Annotated in this window: 15 protein-coding genes; 2 read left to right on the forward strand and 13 right to left on the reverse strand. The window is 64.8% G+C overall.

What is annotated here, in order from left to right:
- Positions 1 to 111 precede the first annotated feature (111 nt).
- The 5 genes from mgtA to V7E26_RS14425 all read right to left on the reverse strand — a co-directional run bounded on the left by mgtA (position 112) and on the right by V7E26_RS14425 (position 7,630).
- Positions 112 to 2,676: a magnesium-translocating P-type ATPase gene (gene mgtA / locus V7E26_RS14405; RefSeq protein WP_324417053.1), complete on the reverse strand. Its 2,565-nt coding sequence runs from the start codon at positions 2,674 to 2,676 to the stop codon at positions 112 to 114.
- A 104-nt stretch (positions 2,677 to 2,780) separates the two neighbouring features.
- Complete coding sequence (locus tag V7E26_RS14410) at positions 2,781 to 2,996, reverse strand: YgaP family membrane protein (RefSeq protein WP_324417055.1); 216 nt, start codon at positions 2,994 to 2,996, stop codon at positions 2,781 to 2,783.
- A gap of 126 nt (positions 2,997 to 3,122) precedes the next feature.
- Positions 3,123 to 3,434, reverse strand: coding sequence for a DUF3240 family protein (locus tag V7E26_RS14415; RefSeq protein WP_324417057.1), 312 nt, complete (start codon positions 3,432 to 3,434; stop codon positions 3,123 to 3,125).
- The gene (locus tag V7E26_RS14420) at positions 3,404 to 6,505 is read right to left on the reverse strand and encodes an efflux RND transporter permease subunit (RefSeq protein ID WP_324417059.1); all 3,102 of its coding nucleotides are present in this window, start codon (positions 6,503 to 6,505) and stop codon (positions 3,404 to 3,406) included. The genes V7E26_RS14415 and V7E26_RS14420 overlap by 31 nt, the downstream gene beginning before the upstream one ends.
- A complete protein-coding gene (locus tag V7E26_RS14425; protein WP_442893401.1) occupies positions 6,506 to 7,630 on the reverse strand; it encodes an efflux RND transporter periplasmic adaptor subunit in 1,125 nt (374 codons plus the stop codon).
- Between the two features lie 301 nt (positions 7,631 to 7,931).
- On the opposite strand from V7E26_RS14425, the gene V7E26_RS14430 reads away from it, so the two are divergent.
- A complete protein-coding gene (locus tag V7E26_RS14430) occupies positions 7,932 to 8,294 on the forward strand; it encodes a LysR substrate-binding domain-containing protein (protein ID WP_324417061.1) in 363 nt (120 codons plus the stop codon).
- An 18-nt stretch (positions 8,295 to 8,312) separates the two neighbouring features.
- On the opposite strand, the gene V7E26_RS14435 is transcribed toward V7E26_RS14430, so the two are convergent.
- The 8 genes from V7E26_RS14435 to V7E26_RS14470 all read right to left on the reverse strand — a co-directional run bounded on the left by V7E26_RS14435 (position 8,313) and on the right by V7E26_RS14470 (position 17,093).
- Positions 8,313 to 8,582 carry a hypothetical protein gene (locus V7E26_RS14435; protein WP_324417063.1) on the reverse strand — a complete coding sequence of 90 codons (270 nt, stop codon included), beginning with the start codon at positions 8,580 to 8,582 and terminating at the stop codon, positions 8,313 to 8,315.
- 188 nt (positions 8,583 to 8,770) lie between these two features.
- Positions 8,771 to 9,934, reverse strand: a complete 1,164-nt coding sequence (locus V7E26_RS14440; protein ID WP_324417065.1) for a lactonase family protein — start codon at positions 9,932 to 9,934, stop codon at positions 8,771 to 8,773.
- Positions 9,935 to 10,011: 77 nt separating this feature from the next.
- Positions 10,012 to 10,494, reverse strand: a complete 483-nt coding sequence (gene greA, locus V7E26_RS14445; protein WP_324417067.1) for a transcription elongation factor GreA — start codon at positions 10,492 to 10,494, stop codon at positions 10,012 to 10,014.
- A 91-nt stretch (positions 10,495 to 10,585) separates the two neighbouring features.
- On the reverse strand, positions 10,586 to 12,088 hold the full coding sequence (locus V7E26_RS14450; protein WP_324417069.1) for an ATP-binding protein: 1,503 nt from the start codon (positions 12,086 to 12,088) through the stop codon (positions 10,586 to 10,588).
- Between the two features lie 189 nt (positions 12,089 to 12,277).
- Positions 12,278 to 12,805, reverse strand: a complete 528-nt coding sequence (locus tag V7E26_RS14455) for a hypothetical protein (RefSeq protein WP_324417071.1) — start codon at positions 12,803 to 12,805, stop codon at positions 12,278 to 12,280.
- A gap of 54 nt (positions 12,806 to 12,859) precedes the next feature.
- The gene (locus tag V7E26_RS14460; RefSeq protein WP_324417073.1) at positions 12,860 to 14,590 is read right to left on the reverse strand and encodes a PHA/PHB synthase family protein; all 1,731 of its coding nucleotides are present in this window, start codon (positions 14,588 to 14,590) and stop codon (positions 12,860 to 12,862) included.
- 146 nt (positions 14,591 to 14,736) lie between these two features.
- A complete protein-coding gene (locus tag V7E26_RS14465; protein ID WP_324417075.1) occupies positions 14,737 to 15,933 on the reverse strand; it encodes a thiolase family protein in 1,197 nt (398 codons plus the stop codon).
- 230 nt (positions 15,934 to 16,163) lie between these two features.
- Positions 16,164 to 17,093 carry a dihydrodipicolinate synthase family protein gene (locus tag V7E26_RS14470; RefSeq protein ID WP_324417077.1) on the reverse strand — a complete coding sequence of 310 codons (930 nt, stop codon included), beginning with the start codon at positions 17,091 to 17,093 and terminating at the stop codon, positions 16,164 to 16,166.
- Between the two features lie 108 nt (positions 17,094 to 17,201).
- On the opposite strand from V7E26_RS14470, the gene V7E26_RS14475 reads away from it, so the two are divergent.
- Positions 17,202 to 18,386, forward strand: a complete 1,185-nt coding sequence (locus V7E26_RS14475) for a CaiB/BaiF CoA transferase family protein (protein WP_324417079.1) — start codon at positions 17,202 to 17,204, stop codon at positions 18,384 to 18,386.
- Positions 18,387 to 19,067 lie beyond the last annotated feature (681 nt).

Raw genomic sequence — 19,067 nt, forward strand, 5'->3', positions numbered from 1 at the left:
CGCAACTCGATCGAAGGTTATGGCGCGGTTCCGCGGGTACTGCATTGAATCACTGTCGCGCTGGTGGTGCTGGCGTGATTGCTCGGTCAATTCGACTCTCTGCCAGCCTGGTCAATCCCAATGACGGCGCGCAGCGCGAGATACTGATTGAGGCACTTGCTGGCGCAATCCCGCAAACGCGAAGCGCTTGGCGATTTCCGTGACCGCCAGATAGGCAACGGTGATTAGCGCGAGCGCGATGGCCAACCCGGCGGGAAGCGCGACAAATCCGAACGATGATCTGAACGGTCCAGTTGCCAGCGCGATCGAGACGACAAGTGCGCCGCACGAGGTCGCGATCAACACGGGGTGGGGCCAATTGGAGCGTCCGAGCGGCTGTCGCGACCGGATCAGGAAGATCACCAATATCTGGGTTGCTGTCGATTCGAGAAACCAGCCGGTCTGGAACAAGGCCGCATCGGTCTGGAAAAACTTCAGCAGCACCCCGAACGTGGCCGCGTCGAAGAGCGAGGATATTCCACCCATCACCAGCGTGAAGCGGAGGATTGATCCCATATCCCAGCTCTGTGGCTTCGCGATCTCACCCTGGTCGACCTCGTCGAAGGGAATGCCGACCTCGGACAGGTCGTACAGCAGGTTGTTGAGCAGGATTTGCAGCGGCAGCAGCGGCAGGAACGGGAGCACCACGGATGCAAGAGCCATCGAAAGCATATTTCCGAAATTCGAACTGGCGCCCATCCGGACGTATTTGAGGATATTGGCAAAGGTTCTCCGCCCCTCGCGAATGCCTGCGTCCAGCACCGAAAGATCCTGTTCCAGCAGGATGATGTCGGCGGCGGCGCGGGCGACCTCGGTTGCGCCGGAAACGGATAGCCCGACATGGGCGGCGTGGATCGCGGGCGCGTCATTGACGCCGTCTCCGAGGAAGCCGACGACATGGCCGCGCAACCGCAAGGTATGGACGATCCGCCGCTTCTGGTCGGGGTCCACCCGCACGAACAGGTCGATATCATCGACCTTGGCGAGGAGGCCGCTATCGGACAGCTGGTCGATCTCGACGCCGGTGAGCATTCGACGCGATGACAATCCGACGGCTGCGGCGACGTGATCGACGACCGCGGCATGGTCGCCGGAAATGATCTTGAGCCGGATACCCGCCATCGCCATTCGCGTCACGGCTTCGCCGGCATCGCGTTTCGGCGGATCGGCGAAGATGCAGAAGCCGATGAGCGTCAGATCGCGCTCATCCGCCAGTTCAGCCTTGCACTGCTGATCAGGAAGCGACCTGACGGCAACGGCAAGCAGGCGGAACCCGTTTCTGGAATAGTCGTTCTGGAGCCGCTCGATCTTGCCGATCCATTCGCGGTCGAGCGGTTGCGGCAGTCCATTGATTTCAACGGCAACCGCGTGCGACATGATGGCTTCCGGCGCACCTTTGACGATCAGGAGCCTGCCGGGACCGTGTGCTGCCAGCACGGACATGCACCGGCGCTGAAAGTCGAAGGGCACCTCGGACAGGCACGTCCAACCTTCCTTTATCGTGGGTGGCGCTTCCGCCAGCAGCGCGTCATCCATCGGGCTGCGTACACCGCCCTGGAAGGCGCTGTTGAGACGGGCGAGTTCAAGCACGCGCGCGCTCGGCTCAGCCTCGGCGTTGACATAGCCTTCCAGCGTAATCCTGGCCTCGGTCAGCGTCCCGGTCTTGTCGACGCACAACACGTCCATGGCGCCGAGATCGTGAATCGCCGACAGCCGCTTGACGATGACTTTCCGCGCCGACATGCGCTGCGCACCGTGCGCGAGCGTCACCGTCATCACCATCGGCAACAGCTCGGGCGTCAGCCCGACGGCGAGAGCGACCGCAAAGAGAAAGGACTCCATCGCCGGACGATGCGCAGCCAGATGGGCGAGGAGAACGAACAGCGTCAGGAACAGCGTCAGATAGAGGATGAGCATCCCGAGCCGTCGCACGCCTTCCTCGATGGCGCTGGGCGGCGCGTGGGCTTCCAGCGCCGCTGCAATTGCGCCAAATCGCGTCCGGCTGCCGGTTTCCACGACCAGCATCACCCCATCGCCGCCGACCACGGAGGTCCCCGAGAACAGCGCATTGTGAGCTTCCGCCGGCTGCGTCGAGGGGCAGGGCCCGATCTCCTTGGCAGTCGGAAAGGGTTCTCCCGTCATCAGCGCTTCGTTGATTTGCAGTCCGTGCGTTTCCAGCACCACGCCATCGGCCGGCACGAGATCTCCGGTCCGCAGGTGCACGATATCGCCCGGCACAAGGCGCGAGACGGGAAGAACAACGATCGCGTCGTCGCGAACGACGTCGGCATGAATGGCAACGGACTGGCGGAGCGCCTCTGCGGCCAGTTCGGCGCGGTGCTCCTGCACGATGTCGAGCGCAAGCGACATCGCGATGGCAGAGGAAATAATGACAAAACTGGCAACGTCGCCGCTAAAGCCTGAAATCGCCGCGGCAACCAGCAGAATTGCCACCAGCGGATTGAGCAGGCGTTGGCCGAGCTTGTGCAGGATGGAGCGGCTTTGCACCATTTCGGTGCGGTTCGGCCCATAGGACCGGAATCGCCGCTCGGCCTCGATCTGTGACAAGCCGCCCGTTTGCGAGACCATGCCGGTCAGCAGGGCATCGTTGGTCTGGTACCAAAAGGGATTGGCCATGGCGGCGGGAGTTCTAGCGAAGTGGAAGTGCGGGCGGGATCATCGCACTTCGCTGCTCGCCACGACCGCGCGCAAATGGGCCTCCACGGCCACTCCAGGTCGCTTCATGTGGCTTGATCGGTCTTGCGGCAGGTCGAAACGCCAAGAAGGCTGTAGAGCGGGCAATACGAGAAGAACGCCGTGAGCAGGAGAACCATGCCTATCGCAGCCGCCGCCACGTCTTCCACGCCCGGAAATCCGTCTCTCAAGGCAAAGGCGACGAAGGCAAGACCGATGACGATACGGAAGAACTGATCGACGCGTCCAAGGTTGCGGGTCATTGCTGAGCCTCCGAATGGGACCGGATCATTGTCGTCCAACGGCCGGGCGAGGAGGTTGATCTGTCTCAAATGCGGATGAGGTAGCGGTAACAGCGCTCGGTCCAGCGAAAGCCCTGGCTCCGCCCGTCAGTTGATGATGCCGAAATCCGCCAGCGGCAGGATCCAGTAGACCAGCTTTGTTCCGGCAAACGGACCCCGGAGCCGGTCGAGCAGGCGGTCGGCATCGATCCTTGACAGGACAACCCGCACGACGACCTGGTCAGCGTGCCCCCTCACGCGCTCGGCGGCGGTGTGCAACCGGATTTCGGCGCCATGGCCGGCGGCATCCGATGCCGTAAATCCCGTCACCAGGTCGGCCTGTTCGGCAAGGTAGTCGAACAGCTCATCGCGAAGCTGGCGCGCTACGATCAGCGTGAGGCAGACCGGATCGTCAAGCATTTGGCGCCCTTTGCGGCGTTGCCGTAGCGGCGGTACAGGATCGGCAGCAGGACCAGGGTGAGCAGGGTCGAGGACAACAGGCCGCCGATCACGACGATGGCGAGCGGTCGCTGCACTTCGGATCCCGGACCGGAGGCAAACAACAGCGGAATCAATCCCAGCGCGGTGATGCTGGCCGTCATCAGCACCGGCCGCAGCCGTCGCTTCGCGCCATCGACGACGATGTCTTCCTCGCTGAGGCCGTGGGCACGGAGCTGGTTGAAATACGAGACCAGAACGACGCCGTTGAGAACGGCGATGCCGAGCAGCGCGATGAACCCGACCGACGCCGGAACCGACAGGTATTCGCCGCTCGCAACCAGTGCAAAGACGCCGCCGATCAGGGCGAACGGGATGTTGAGCAGCACCAGCACGGCCTGTCGCACCGAGCCGAATGTGGTGAACAGCAGCACAAAGATCAGGCCGATCGCGACGGGCACCACGACGGACAGCCGCGCGGCGGCGCGCTGCTGGTTCTCGAACTGCCCACCCCAGGTCAGCCGGTAGCCGCTCGGAAGCGGCAGTTCCGCGGCAACCTTCTGCCGGGCCGCTTCGACGAATCCGACCATGTCACGGCCGCGGACATTGGCCCGGACCACGCTCATCCGGTTGCCGTCCTCGCGGTCGATCTTGACCGGGCCATCGATGCGCTGGATTCGTGCAACCTGCGACAGCGCGACATGCTGGCCGGAGGAGAGCGTCAGCGGCAGGCTCGCCAGCAGCGTCGGCGCCTCCCGCGTCATCTCGCTGCCACGGACCAGAATCGGCGTGCGGCGTCCTCCCTCGATAGCCGTCCCGATCGTCCGGCCCTCGATCTGGGTGCGCAGCGCATTGCTGATGGAATCGACTGACAGGCCGAGGCGTCCGGCTTCCATCCGGTTGACCGCGACGGTGTAGTACTGGGCGCCTTCGTTGAGCGTCGTGTACACGTCCTCGGCACCGTCGATGCTGGACAGGATGGCCGACAGCTTCGCCGCGATTTCGTTGAGCCTGGCGATGTCGAGGCCGAAGATCTTGACCGCGACGTCGCCGCGCACGCCGCTGATCATCTCCTGCACGCGCATGTCGATCGGCTGGGTGAAGCCGAGCGAAATGCCGGGAAAACCGGCCAGCACCTCGCGAAGCTTCTGCAGCAGGGCTTCGCGATCCCCGGTTTGCCGCTCCGCGGACGGCTTGAGCACCAGAAAGGTGTCGGTCTGATTGGGTCCCATCGGATCGAGGCCGAGTTCATCCGATCCGGTCCGGGCGATGATGCCGGCGATGTCGGGCACCTTCAGCAGCGCGGCCTGCAGCCTGCCGTTGATGGCCAGCGACTCGTCGAGGTTGACGGAGGGAAGTGTCTCCACGCTGACGATGACGTCGCCTTCGTCCATGGTCGGCATGAAGGTCTTGCCGAGCCTGGTGTAGGCGAAACCCGCGGCGACCAGGGCGATCAGCGCCGCGGCGACGACCTTGCGCTCGTTGTTCAGCGCCCAGCCGAGCGCGGGCGCATAGACCCGCTGCGCCGCACGGATTAGCATGGGATCGCCATGCGACGCGGATTTGAGAACGAACGACGTCGCGACCGGGATGACGGTCAAGGCAAGCAGCAGCGAGCCGGCCAGAGCGAAAATGATCGCGAGCGCGACTGGAATGAAGAGTTTTCCCTCCAGCCCCTGCAAGGTCAGCAGCGGCACGAAGACGATGATGATAATCAGGACGCCGGAGGCGACCGGCTCCAGCACTTCGCAGACCGAGCGGTACACGACGTGGATCAGCGGTGTGGTTTTCCCGGGATCGTGTTTGCCGAGATTGCCGACGATGTTCTCGACCACGACCACGAGCGCGTCGATCAGCATGCCGATCGCGATGGCAAGGCCGCCGAGACTCATCAGGTTGGCCGACATCCCCACCGCGCGCATCACGATCAGCGCAATGATGATGGCGAGAGGCAGCGTGAGCGCAATCACAAGCGAGGCGCGCCAGTTGCCGAGGAACAGCAGCAGCAGCACGATCACGAGCAGGGTGGCTTCGCCGAGCGCCCGCACCACGGTGCCGACGGCACGGTTGACCAGATTGCTGCGGTCATAGAACACGTTGATCGACACGCTCCTGGGCAATGACGGCTGTAACTCCGCGAGCCGCGCCCGGACGTCGCGGACGAGCTGGCCCGCATTGGCACCGCGCAGGCCGAGCACCAGCCCTTCCACCGTCTCGCCGCGACCGTCAGCCGTGACCGCACCGTAGCGGGTGAGCGCGCCGACCTGGACGCGGGCGACGTCGCTGACGCGGATGGGGATGCCGTCGCGGGTGTCGACGACGATGGCGCGGATATCGTCGATGGCGCGGATGCTGCCTTCGATCCGCACCAGCGCGCTGTCCTCGCCCTGGTTGACGCGGCCCGCGCCGTCATTGCGGCTGTTGGCTTCGATGGCGCGGCGAAACAGCTCGGAGGAGATCCCGCGGGCGGCGAGCGCCTCGTTGCGCGGAACGATCTCGAAAGCGCGGACATAGCCGCCGAGCGAATTGACGTCGGCTACGCCCGGAACGGTTCGCAGCGCAGGGCGGATCACCCAATCGAGCAGCGTACGCCGCTCGGCCAGCGAAAGCTCGGGGCTGTCGATGGTGAACATGTACATCTCGCCCAGGGGGCTGGTGATCGGCGCAAGTCCGCCGCTCACGCCTTCGGGGAAATCGCGCGAGATGTTGGACAGCCGTTCCGTAACCTGGTTGCGCGCCCAATAGATGTCGGTGCCGTCCTCGAAATCGACGGTGATATCGGCCAGCGCATATTTGGTGACCGAGCGCAGGATCTTCTTGTTCGGCAGCCCAAGCAGCTCGAGCTCGATCGGAACCGTAATGCGCTGCTCGACCTCCTCGGGGGTGAGGCCGGGCGCCTTCATGATGATCTTCACCTGAACCGGCGAGACGTCCGGAAAGGCGTCGATCGGCAACCCTGGCAGGACGACGGCGCCGGCGCCGATCAACAGCAGCACGCCAAGGACCACGAACAGGCGCTGTGAAAGCGCGAATGCGACCAGACGCTGGAGCATCTATTGTCCCAGACCCGCGAGCATGCCGCGAAGCGCTGAAATGCCGCCGATGGCGATCTCGTTCTTGTCGGTGATGGGGCCGGACACGACGACGTGGTCCTGATCCTCCGCGAGAAGCGCGACCGGGACAAGACGGAAGCCGCCGTCGATGGCGACGAACACCCAGGTCTGCTCCCCGCGCCGGACCAGCCCGCTATAGGGTATCTCCCAGGCGCTTTCGTCGGCGGACAGGAAGCCGATGCGGGCTGCCGCCGTCTGGCCGGGATGCAGTTCGCCGTTGTTGGGGATTTCCGCGCGCACCAGAATGGTCTGGGTCGCGGGATCGGTTGTTTCGGAGACCAGCACGACCTTGCCCAGCGTCGCGTAGCCTTCGATCTCGACGTTTGCGCCGGTACGGATCGCCCGGATGTTCGACGCCGGAATGGCGATTTCGGCCCACAGCGGCGACAGCCGCGCCAGCTTGACCAGTGGCGCGGATTGTTCAACCCGCTGACCCGGCGAAATCGCGATATCGACCACGGAAGCGGCCTGCCGCGCCTTGACCGTCAGCGTCGCGCTGATCGCTGCTTCGTTGCTCAGCCTGGAAATCGCGTCATCGGACAGTCCGCTGAGGCGCAGCATCTGCCGGCGCTCGGCCACCACGATGCTGGCCTGGCGCTCCTCGGCCTGGCTCGCCTCCAGCACGCGTTGCGGCACGGCCTTGCCTTCGAACAGGTCTGCGTTGCGTTTGAGTTGCTGCGAGGCGAGAACCTCCTGTGCGACCGCATGCAGATAGTCACGCTGTTGCGAGACGAAGCCGGGGCTTTCCAGCGTGACGAGCGGCTGGCCCGCCGCGATGCGATCGCCGCGCCCGACCCCCAGGTTGATGACCATGCCGGCCGACGGCGCGCTGACGACCCATAATTGCGGGGTAGGAATCACGATCTGGGCCGGATAGGGCAGCGTCAGGTCGGTGCGGCTCGACACCGGATGCGTCACGCGCACGCCGATATTGCGGGCCTGCGCCTCGCTCAGCTTCACCTCTGCCTCCGCCATCGACAGCGAAGGGAGCATGCTGAATGCGACAGAGAGGAGGACGCTGGCAATATTGCGAGTGGGGCGCAGCAGCAGGTTCCCGAAATGCATGAGCGATGTGCCTTCTCGACCGGCGCCTTGAAACTCCGCGTTATTGCCGTTTTTTCCTACTCCTGCCAAGGCGTTGGTGAGTTGATTTGCATCAAGAGGCCAGGCTTTCCGAGCTGCGATCCGTTCGCAGCAAAATCGTCTCGTCTTCAGCCGATCGTGCCGTCGAGCGCGGCCCTGTCGTGCAGCGAGAAGCGCGGGCCGGCGTAGAGGAACGAGCACTGGTGGATCACGATCTGCCCGCCGGTCACGGTGACATGGGCGTAGTCGGGCGCCTCATGCGAGCCCGGGATGTGGCCTTCTGATGGAGCACCCGCTGGTGTTTCGCTCCCGCGACTCTTCGGCGCAGCGCACGGTGGACAAAGCGTTCCGATTGGCTGGGCTGCGCCCGGCGCCGGCGATCGTCGTCAATACGCGGGAAGGCATGCTGGAGGCGCTGGCCAACAAGCTCGGCGTCGGCTTCGGCTGGGAGCATGGTTCGAGCCGGGTCGATCGCATCGCAAAGGTTTTGATCGCCGAGATGGAGGCGGAGTCGCCGGAGTATATTTTTTCCCTTGCCGGCAAACGAGGGCGGCTGGTCGAACTGTTCTTCCACACGCACCGCATGTCGCCCTACGGCGAGGCCATCGGCTTTCCAGCCCTGGCGGTGAACCCGCCGGCGATGTGAGGGCTGCAGCGGCCGCCGTCAGCGCGAGAACACGTTCTTGATCTGCACCAGGAACGTGACCAGCCACGCCCCCGCATACATGCCGGCGAGACCAAGCGCTGTTCTGCGGTCGATCAGGGACAGGTTGGTCCACCACCAGATCCGGTAGAACCACAGGCCTGACGTGGCGACGCCGAGCAGGCAGACCAGCATCTTGAGAAAGGACGAATTGGCGACGCCCAGGGCGCCGAACAGGAGCGTTGCCGGAACGAGAAACAGCATGCAGGCGGATATCAGCGTCTCGTTCATGGCTCCTCAGGAAATCGGCGAATCGCAAGGCAATATGTCGGAAGCTTGCAGCAACTCGCAGCCTTCTGGAAGGGAAGCCGGCGCGGCTGATATGTCGCATGGATGGCGGTGCGAGATAGCCAAAGCCCCGGAGGTCGCTCCGGGGCTTTGCAGCTCTCAGGGGCCGTCGCCGGTCGGCGCGCGCGTGCTCAGGGCACGTCGACGATCTCCACCCAGTTCGCGCCATTGCCGACCGGGTAGCGGCTGGGCTCGCCCAGCTTCCCGGTGCTCTGGTCGATCTTGTACACCGACAGGCGGTCGGACTTCTCGCCTGACGCCACGAGGTAATGGCCGCTCGGATCGATCTTGATGCCGCGCGGCTGCGCCTCGGTCGCGAAATTGGCGACGTAGGCAAGCTTGCCAGTGTCGGCCGCCACGGTGAACAGGGCGATCTTGTTGCTGGTACGCTCGGTCGAATACAGGAATTTGCCGTTGGGCGCGATCTGGATGTCGGCCGCCCAGATCCTCGGCTTGTCATCCTTCGCAGCCGGTGCGGCCGCCGCAGCGGTGCCGGCCGGCGCCTGCGGCACGCCCCAGGCGAGGCCGGCCTCCGCCGACACCGAGCCGATGCTCTCGATCAGCTTCAGCGTTCCCTTGGCAGCATCAACAGCATATTGCGTGACGTGTCCCGAGAGTTCGTTGAGCACGTAGAGGTTCTTGTTGTCGGCCGAGATCGCCATGTGGCGCGGGCCATGACCGGCATCAGGGCTCACCGCCGGCGGCTCGTTGGCGGTGAGCTTGCCGGTCGTGCTGTCGAAGGTGAACTGCAGCACCTGATTGGCGCCGAGCGTGGTTGCATAGACGAATTTATTGCTGCGGTCGGGCAGGATCGCGTGCGCATTGCGGCCGGTGGCGATGACCTGGATCGCGTCGGCTTCGACCAGCCCGTTCTCGCCGATCGGGCTTACCGCCAGCTTGTCGCCGCCATAGGAGGCGGTGAACAAATAGCGCCCGGTACGATCGGTCGATACATAAGGCATGCTGTCGGGAAGTGGCGCCGATGCCTTTTGCGCGAGCGCGCCAGTCGCGGGATCGATGGCGTAGGTCAAGACGCGTGTCGGCTGCGAGCGTATCACGGCATAGAGATACTTCTTGTCCGGGCTCACCGTCATCGGCATCACCAGCTTGGCGGCCTCGGTCTTGCCGACCGGCGTCAGCGCACCGGTGCTCGTATCCATGACGTAGCCGTCGATGTTGCCGTCCTGCGCGTTCGATACGTAGACGAACGTCTTGGCCACCGACATCGAGGTCACTCCGATAATCAACAGCAGCGCGAGCGCGACGCTCGCCGCCGCACTTCTTGTCATTTTCATTCTTGCTCTCCCCAGACTTGTCATTGTTGCTGTTATGCGGACCAAAAGCGGCTGATCGGCGGCGTCGCGCGCGGTGCTCAGGAAATCGCCATGATCTCCAGCTCCTGACCGGATGCGCCGACGACATCGCCGACCGTCTTGCCCATCAGGGACCGTGCCACCGGCGACACGAAGGAAATCGAGCCGGCCTTCGGGTCGGCTTCGTCCTCTCCCACGATATGATATTTCTGCACGCGTCCGTCGTCGCGGCGGAAGGTCACGGTGCTGCCGAAAGCGACGGTGTCGGTGGATGTCGGATGCGGGACGATTTGCGCCGTCCGAACCCGCGCCGCAAAATAGCGGGCATCCCGCAACGGCGTCGCGGCTTGCCGCCGCCGCTCGTTGACGTCTTCGATCTTCTGCGCGGTCTCGTAGGCCTCCTGAGCCTCCCGGAGCTGAAACTCAAGCGCCTTCAAGCCCGCTTCGGTAACGAGGTTGGGGTGAGGGGAAATCGGGCGGTCGGGGAGCAATGTCTCCGACGCGGTTTCGGCACTGTCTTCCTTGGTGAAGGCGACGCTCACGCCCAAACTCCTTTTCAGCGAGGACGCAACGGACGGCCCGCACAATCATATCCGTAGAGCGGGACAGGCGCCATCGGCCGGCGCATCAGGATTAGGGGCTGCAGCCTTGTTCCGCCGGGGCTTCCTCGGCATTGGGGTCGCCGGGGGCGGTGGCCCAGGCCAGTTCGACCAGCGTCACGATCCGCCGGCCGGCGCCGTCGAGCTGGCAGACAATCAGGCCCTGCTCCTCGATGTAGGTCAAAAGGCGCCGCGCACGGCGCAGCGAATGCGAGCCGTAGGCGCGCGCGATCGCGGCATCGCCCGGGCAGGGCCAGCCTTCCTTCGCGGCGCGAGCGATCATCATGAAGACGCCCTGCATTTCCTCTGGCAGCAGCGAGGCGCGGACCGAGACATCCTGCCAGCCGTCATCGTCAGCCATCTCGGAGCCGAGCCCGGCGCGGGCGCGCGTCAGCATGCGGCGGAAGTCAGCGAGATCGGGCACGTCAGAACCGAGGCCCTCGATCCGGCAGCGCACCACGAATTCCTGATAGAGCACGCCGATGGCGCGGAATCCGGCCTCGGGTTCCGCCATGATGGCGCGCAAAATACGGTCCAGTCGGTCGCGCCGTTCAGCCAGTTCCTCGGCGCTTGGCGGCTGCTCCGTCTCTTCGGGACGGATTTCCTGTGCTGCGGTCTTCGCCGCCATCAACTGGCCAAGCAGGTCCGGCGGCGGTGACCGGCGCTGCGGCCTGACGTTCTCGGGCGGCGGCGCCGCCAGGATGATGGCGTGGGTATCGGCAGTCGCTTCCGGCAGCGGCAGCAGGCGCGGGGTCGCGTTGCGCGGCGTGGTATCCGTCGGGCCGATCCGCATGCCGAGCGGACGGCGGGACAGGGCGGGACCGAGCGCCATGAATTGCCCGCGCTCCAGATCGCGAAACGCCTCGGCCTGCCGCCGTTCCATGCCGAGAAGGTCGGCGGCGCGCGCCATGTCGATATCGAGGAAGGTCCGGCCCATCAGGAAATTGGACGCCTCGGCCGCGACGTTCTTGGCGAGCTTCGCCAACCGCTGGGTGGCGATGACGCCGGCAAGCCCGCGCTTGCGGCCGCGGCACATCAGGTTCGTCATGGCGCCGAGCGAGAGCTTGCGCGCTTCGTCCGAAACCTCGCCGGCGACGGCGGGCGCGAACAGCTGCGCCTCGTCCACCACGACCAGCATCGGGTACCAGTGGTCGCGGGCGACGTCGAACAGCCCGCCGAGGAAGGCGGCGGCGCGGCGCATCTGGTTCTCGGCGTCGAGCCCCTCGAGATTGACCACCGTGGAGACGCGATGGATGCGCGCGCGCTCGCCGGCGACCTGCAGGCCCCGTTCGGTATGGTCCTCGGCATCGATCAGGAGGTGGCCGAATCGCTCGGCCAGCGTCACGAAGTCGCCCTCGGGATCGATGATGGTCTGCTGCACCCAGGGCGCGCTCTGTTCCAGCAGCCGGCGCAGCAGGTGCGACTTGCCGGAGCCCGAATTGCCCTGCACCAGCAGGCGGGTGGCCAGCAGTTCCTCAAGGTCCAGAGTAGCCGAGGCGCCTGCGGTCGTGTGCCCCATCTCGATCGCAACGGTCATGTCTCGACTCAAAGTCTCCTCAGCGGGCGGCTTAACAATCCGATCGCGGCCCGTCGAGCGCCTTTGGCCGGCTGCTTCCCGTTCTCCACGGCCGGTCGACGCCATCAATCAGGATAGACGCCAACCGTTGCCCACTTGACGCACCCGGGCGCCCGCAATGTTACGAACTGTTCCCTCGGCGGTGGCGGCTCAAGCGCCCCGCGCATCGCGCCTGGCCTGGGCGACTTTCGTCGCCTGCGACACGCGGCCGACTTTTGCGCCGGTGACGATCTTCCGCCGGCGCATGCTCGCGCGCGGCGCCATGCCTTCGCTGGAAGTCGATCCGGCGGACGGGTAGGGAACGAAGTTCGCGGCGCGGCGCAGCGCGAGCGCCTTTTGCGCCGCTTCGACATGGGCGGTCCGGGCGGTCAGCTTGTGAAGACGTCTGAGCTCCCTGTTGACCCGTTTCAATGCCGCGGCAAAGACCTGCTTGCGTTGCGACGGACGCTCGGCGGTTCCGGGGAAGCTCGTGCCGCGAGCCCCGGCCTTGCCGCGGACTTCCCGCCGCTTTTGCCGGCTGAGCGTGCGTTCCTTGTCGTGCATCGTGCGCAAACGGGATCGCAGATCGGCAAGGTCGGACGCCCCGGCATCGTAGATCGCGGGATGATGCGTGCGGCTGACCGTCTCATTTTCCTCGTGGTTGAGCAGGCTTTGTTCGAACTTGCAGGGGACCGACATGTTCTGCTTCTCCATTGAAACGGTCGAAGCTCGCGTGACAGAAGGTTGCGAATATCAGTTGGATTTCTGCTTCACATAGCGCCCCGGCGCCGCCTCGACGGCTTTGTATGTGGCGTTGCCGGGCTGCTTTGGCGCGGCAACCTTGCCGCTGGAATGACGCTTCATCCACGCATCCCAATCAGGCCACCAGCTTCCCGGTTTCTCGTCAGCTTTGGCGAGCCAATCCGGCGCGTCGCCGCCGAGATTATCGTTGGTCCAGTAGCTGCGCTTCTTTTTCGCCGGCGGGTTGATCACGCCGGCAACGTGGCCGCTGGCCGCCAGCACGAAACGAGGGGCACTTCCGATCAGGCCCTTGGAGCGATAGGCGCTCTGCCACGGCACGATGTGATCTTCGCGCGAAGCAAGGATGTAGACCGGCGCCTTGGCCTTCGAGAGGTCGACCGGCACGCCGCACTGCGTGGTGGCGCCTGGCTGCTTGATCCTGTTTTCGAGATAGGTGTTGCGCGTGTACCAGCAATACATCGGCCCGGGCAGGCTTACGCTGTCGGAATCCCAATACAGCAGATCGAAACTATCAGGCGGTGCGCCCTTCATGTAGCTGTCGACGACGTAGCGCCAGATCAGGTCGTTGGCGCGCAGCGTTCCGAAGGTGAAGGCCAGTTCCTTGCCGGGCAGGATGCCGCCGGCGCCGATCGTCGCCTCGCGCAGCGCGACCGAGGGCGCATCGATCAGAAGACCGATCTCGCCGGTGTCGGAGAAGTCGATCATCGTGGTGAGGAGCGTCATGGTCGTGAGCTTGTCTTCTCCGCGCGCCGCCAGCACGCCTGCGGCGCAGCTCAATATCGTGCCGCCGACGCAGAAGCCGAGGGCGTGAATGCGGTCGACGCCGGTGATCTCGCGCACGACATCGATTGCCTTCAGCGGTCCGAGGTTGAGATAGTCGTCCCATTTCAGATACTGGGTTTCGGTGACCGCGCTCCTCCACGAGATCAGGAACACCTGATGGCCCTGGGCCACCGCGTACTCGACGAACGAATTGCCCGCGCCGAGATCCAGCAGATAATATTTGTTGATGCAGGGCGGCACGATCAGGAGAGGGGTTTTTTCGACCTCGGCCGTCTGCGGCGTATATTGAATGAGCTGGATCAGCTCGTTCTCGAACACGACCGTTCCGGGGGTGGTGGCGAGATTGCGGCCGAGCTCGAAGGCCGACTCGTCGACGCGCGTGATGCGGCCCTTCTGGATGTCCTCGATCAGGTTCTTCATCCCGGCCGAAAGACTCGCCGAGCGGCTCTGGATCGCCGCTCGAATGACCTCGGGATTGGTCGCGGGAAAGTTCGACGGGCTCATCGCGTCGATGAACTGGCGGGCGTAGAAGCGGAGCTGCAGTTTCGACCTGTCGTCGACCTGGGCCTGGTCGACAAACTCAGCCAGCTGCTTCGAACCCGTCAGATAGGATTGCTTGAGCAAATCGTAATAGGGCGATTGGCTCCAGACATCGTCCTTGAAGCGCCGGTCGCCGGGCGCGGCTTTCGTGGATGAACCGTTCGATGCCGGTTTGTCGCTGAAGAATCCCCGCCAGAAATCCAGCATCGGAAACCAGTATTGCTGCTGCAGGTTTGCCGCCTCGGCAAACGACGGCATGATCCCTTCCTTCGGAGGGGGGCCGGCAACACCCGCCGCCGCCGACAGCGCATCCTCGAACTGCTTCGCGGCGAACTGGCCAGCCTGCATCAGGCTCTCGAGATAGTCGGACGGACCGGTCGGGGAGGGCTGGCTAACCATGGTCACTCCTGGGACAAGATGTCGTTGGGGGGACCGATCTTACGTCTGGTTAGCGCGCCTCGCAGCGAATTTTTGCGATTAAAATCTCCGAACGTTGTTGCAGTGCGGTGCGGGACGCGCCGCACCGCTTGCTTGTTCCCATGTGATCATCGAACGACGCGCTCGACCGCGATCGCCGTCGCCTCGCCGCCGCCGATGCAGAGTGCGGCGATACCGCGCCTGGCGTTGCGCGCTTCCAGCGCATGCAGCAGCGTCACGATTAGCCGCGCGCCGGTGGCCCCGATCGGGTGGCCGAGCGCGCAGGCGCCGCCGTTGACGTTGAGTTTTTCCCTGGGGATGCCGAGGTCCTTCTGCGCCGCCATTGCGACGACCGCGAAGGCTTCGTTGATCTCGAACAGGTCGACGTCGGCGACGCTCCAGCCGACCCTGTCGAGGAGCTTGCGGATCGCCGGGATCGGCGCGGTGGTGAACCATTGCGGTTCCTGGCTATGGGTGGCGTGGCCCTTGATCTCGGCGAGCACCGGCAGGCCGTCGCGGTCGGCGAGGGAACGTTTGGCCAAAACGAGCGCGGCGGCGCCGTCGGCATTGGCGGAGGAGGCGGCGGGCGTGATGGTGCCGTTCGCCCGGAACACCGGCTTCAGGCCGGGAATCTTGGCGGGGTCTACTTTCAGCGGATGCTCGTCATTGGCGATCACGCGCGGTCCGGCCTTTTCGGTCAGGGTAACCGGCGCGATCTCGGCCGTGAACGCGCCGACCTCGACCGCCTTGCGGGCGCGGCTCAGCGTCTCCATCGCATAGGCGTCCTGATCCCCGCGGGTGAACTGATAGGCTTCCGCGGTGGCCTCGCCGAAATCGCCCATCGAGCGGCCGGTCTCGTAGGCGTCCTCCAGCCCGTCCATCATCATGTGGTCGATGATCCGGTCATGGCCGGCGCGGTAGCCGCCGCGCGCCTTGGCCAGCAAATAGGGCGCGTTGCTCATGCTCTCCATGCCGCCGGACACCACGATCGAGGCCGAGCCGGCATTGATGATGTCGTGCGCCAGCATGGTCGCCTTCATGCCGGAGCCGCAGACCTTGTTGATCGTCGTGGCGCCTGTGGCATCGGGCAGTCCGGCGCCGCGCGCGGCCTGCCGCGCCGGCGCCTGGCCCTGTCCGGCCGGCAGCACATTGCCCATGAAGACCTCGTCGATGCGGGCGGCATCGAGCTGCGCGCGCTGAAGCGCAGCCCCAATCACATGCGAACCGAGCTTGTGCGCGCTGAACGGGGACAATTCGCCCATGAAGCGGCCAAGCGGCGTGCGGGCCGCGGAAAGAATGACGACGGGATCGGGGCGTTCGGACATCGGAGGCTCCTGTTGGGTCGCGTGATTATTATATGACGATAATCATATATTGAGGGATTGCAAGGCAGCGGTTGCGGCGTCGGCGCGACCGTCCGCAGGCGCTGATCCAGGAGGACAGCGGATATGGGAGAACCTGATTTCGAGCGGAGCGGGATGGACGGCGAAAGGGTTCCGGCCTGTCACGCTGGTCGGACGTCAGGAACCACGCCTCTTCCGGCGCGATCTGCCCGCTACTTGCCCCAGCGCAGCACCACCGGATCGAGCTGGCGGGCGATTTCGATCAGACCGGCGCGCGCCTCGGCGCGAACATTCTGCAGGGGATGGCGCACCGCATCCGAGCCGATCACGCCGCCTTCCTTCATCAGGATTTTTGCCGTCTGCAGGCCGCATTGGCGGTTCTCGTAGTTGATCAGCGGCAGCCAGCGCGCATAGGCGGCCATCGCGTCGTCCCGCCGTCCCGCGAAATAGGGATCGATGATCTGCCTGATGCCATCAGGGTAACCGCCGCCGGTCATCGCGCCGTTCGCGCCGGCGTCGAGATCGGCCATCAGCGTGATGGCTTCCTCGCCGTCCCACGGTCCCTCGATGGTGTCGCCGCCGGCCGCGATCAGGTCGCGCAGCTTCGACGCCGCCATCGGCACCTCGATCTTGAAATAGCGGACGTTCGCGATTTCCCGCGCCATCCGCGAGAGCAGGTCGACCGACAGCGGCGTCCCCGCAACCGGCGCATCCTGGATCATGATCGGGATGTCGATGGCGTCGGAGACGGTGCGGAAGAATTCGACGATGGCCTTTTCCGGCACGCGGAAAGTGGCGCCGTGATAGGGCGGCATGATCATCACCATCGCCGCACCCGCGTCCTGCGCCTGGCGGCTGCGCTCGGCGCAGACGCGCGAACTGAAATGCGTCGTGGTCACGATCACCGGCACACGGCCCGCGACGTGCTCCAGCACCGCATGCATCACCTGCTCGCGCTCGGCGTCGGTCAGCACGAACTGCTCGGAAAAATTGGCCAGGATGCAGAGGCCGTTCGAGCCGGCGTCGATCATGAAATCGACGCAGCGGCGCTGCCCTTCGAGATCAAGTTCGCCGCGCGCATCGAAGATGGTCGGAGCAACAGGGAAGACACCGCGATAGGGTCGTTTTGCAGTCGTGGTCATGAAGGTTGTTCCGTTCGATGGAGATCGGTGATTGTATGGTCGTCCAATTCGTTCATCAACCTGCTACAAGCTTCGGCGCAACCGGCGGACATAAAAAGGGAAAGATCGATGGGGGGAGTTCTGGAGGGCGTTCGCGTCCTCGATTTCGGACGCTATATCGCGGGGCCCTATTGCGCGACATTGCTGGCGGAGTTCGGCGCGGAAGTCATTCGCGTGGAAAGACGAAGCGGCAGCGAGGACCGCTTTGTCGCGCCGGTCGGCGAAGGCGGCGAGGGGGCGCTGTTCCTGCAGGTCAACCGCAACAAGAAGTCGATCACGCTCGATCCGATGAAGCCGCAGGGGCAGGAGGTGATGCGCCGCCTGGTGGCGACATCGGACGTCGTGGTCGCCAATCTGCCGCCGCTGACGCTACAAGCGATGAGGCTCGATTATGAATCGCTGAAGGCGGTCAAGCCGGACATCATCCTGACCACGGCCACCGCCTTCGGCAATCCCGGACCGTGGTCCGACCGCGTCGGCTTCGACGGCGTCGGCCAGGTGATGTCGGGCGCGGTCTATATGACCGGCAAGGGCGATCCGCCATACCGCGCCGCGGTCAACTGGGTCGATTTTGGCACCGCGCTGCATTGCGCTTTCGGCACGCTCGCCGCCCTGATCGAGCGTGGCAAGTCGGGGCGCGGCCAGATCGTCGAGGGCGCGCTGCTCGCGACCGCGCTGTCCTTCACCAATGCGACGTTGATCGAGCAGGCGGTGATCTCAGCCAACCGCGTGCCGACAGGCAATCTCGGCCAGACCGCGGCGCCCGCCGACATCTATCGCACCAGCGACGGCTGGGTGTTGTGCCAGGTTACGGGACATCCGCTGTTCATCCGCTGGGCTCGCCTGATGGGCGAGGATCACTGGCTGAGCGATCCGCGCTTCGCCGACGACATCAAGCGCGGCGACAACGGGCCTGTCATCTCCGAGCGGATGGCGTGCTGGTGCGCCGGGCGCACCACGCAGGAAGCCGTCGATACGCTCGGCAAGGCGATGATCCCCGCCGGTCCGGTGCTCAGCCCGCAACAGGCGCTGGAGCATCCGCACATCCGCGCCACCGGCTTCATGCAGGACGTCGACTATCCCGGCCTGCCGACGCCTGCGCCCACCGTGCGCGCCGCGGTGCGGCTGTCGGAGACGCCAGGCGAAATAACAGCGCGTCCGCCGACGCTCGGCGAGCACACCGACCGCGTGCTGGCCGATATCGGCTACGATGCGGACACGATCGCGTCGCTGCGGAGAGACGGGATTATCTAGCGTAGCCCGGGCGAGCGAAGCGACCCCGGGACACCGTTCCCGCTACGTCCCATCTGCGATGCGATTGCCCGACGGGCAACTCACTTTCGTTTTTCAGAAATCGCGTCAAGACGCAGAATCAAAAATATACCGCTTCCGTTCTCACCCAAATCTCCGGCATAATCCCGCTCGTCTCACCGCAGATGAGGGGCGTCGGCCATCGTCACCAGCGTGCAGTGAGATGCGATGGACGAAGATGGCGCGATAGACGTTGCGCGCCGGAAGCGTACGGCGAAGTCGTGTGGTCCTGATGTTCGCGGTGCTGGCATCAAGTCCCAGGAGAAGCCAGGCTTCTCGGGGGCGACGGTGGCAAAAAAGCCGTTCGCCGGGGAGAGCACGTATAAGCCGTAAAGCCATTGCGCAGGCAAGGCCGGGATGCTCCCGCCGAACCTGTATGCTCGTGTGCATCTCTTGCTATGCGCAACAGCACACGAGACCGCGGGTGCGGCGCGCACCCGGTCTTCCCTGCGCCCTCAGATTGGAGAGGGCGACAAACGAGATGCAAACCTCGGGCAGAACATGCCGCGAGAATGCCGCGTCATATTCAGTTGTCGTCACCCGCCTTGTGCGCGATTGCGCACTGTGACCCAGATGCTATGGGGAGGAGGAGCGGCGGCGAGGGTATGGTACTCCTCGGGCGCC

It is taken from the genome of Bradyrhizobium sp. (genome assembly GCF_036735945.1).
Classification (GTDB): Bacteria; Pseudomonadota; Alphaproteobacteria; order Rhizobiales; family Xanthobacteraceae; genus Bradyrhizobium.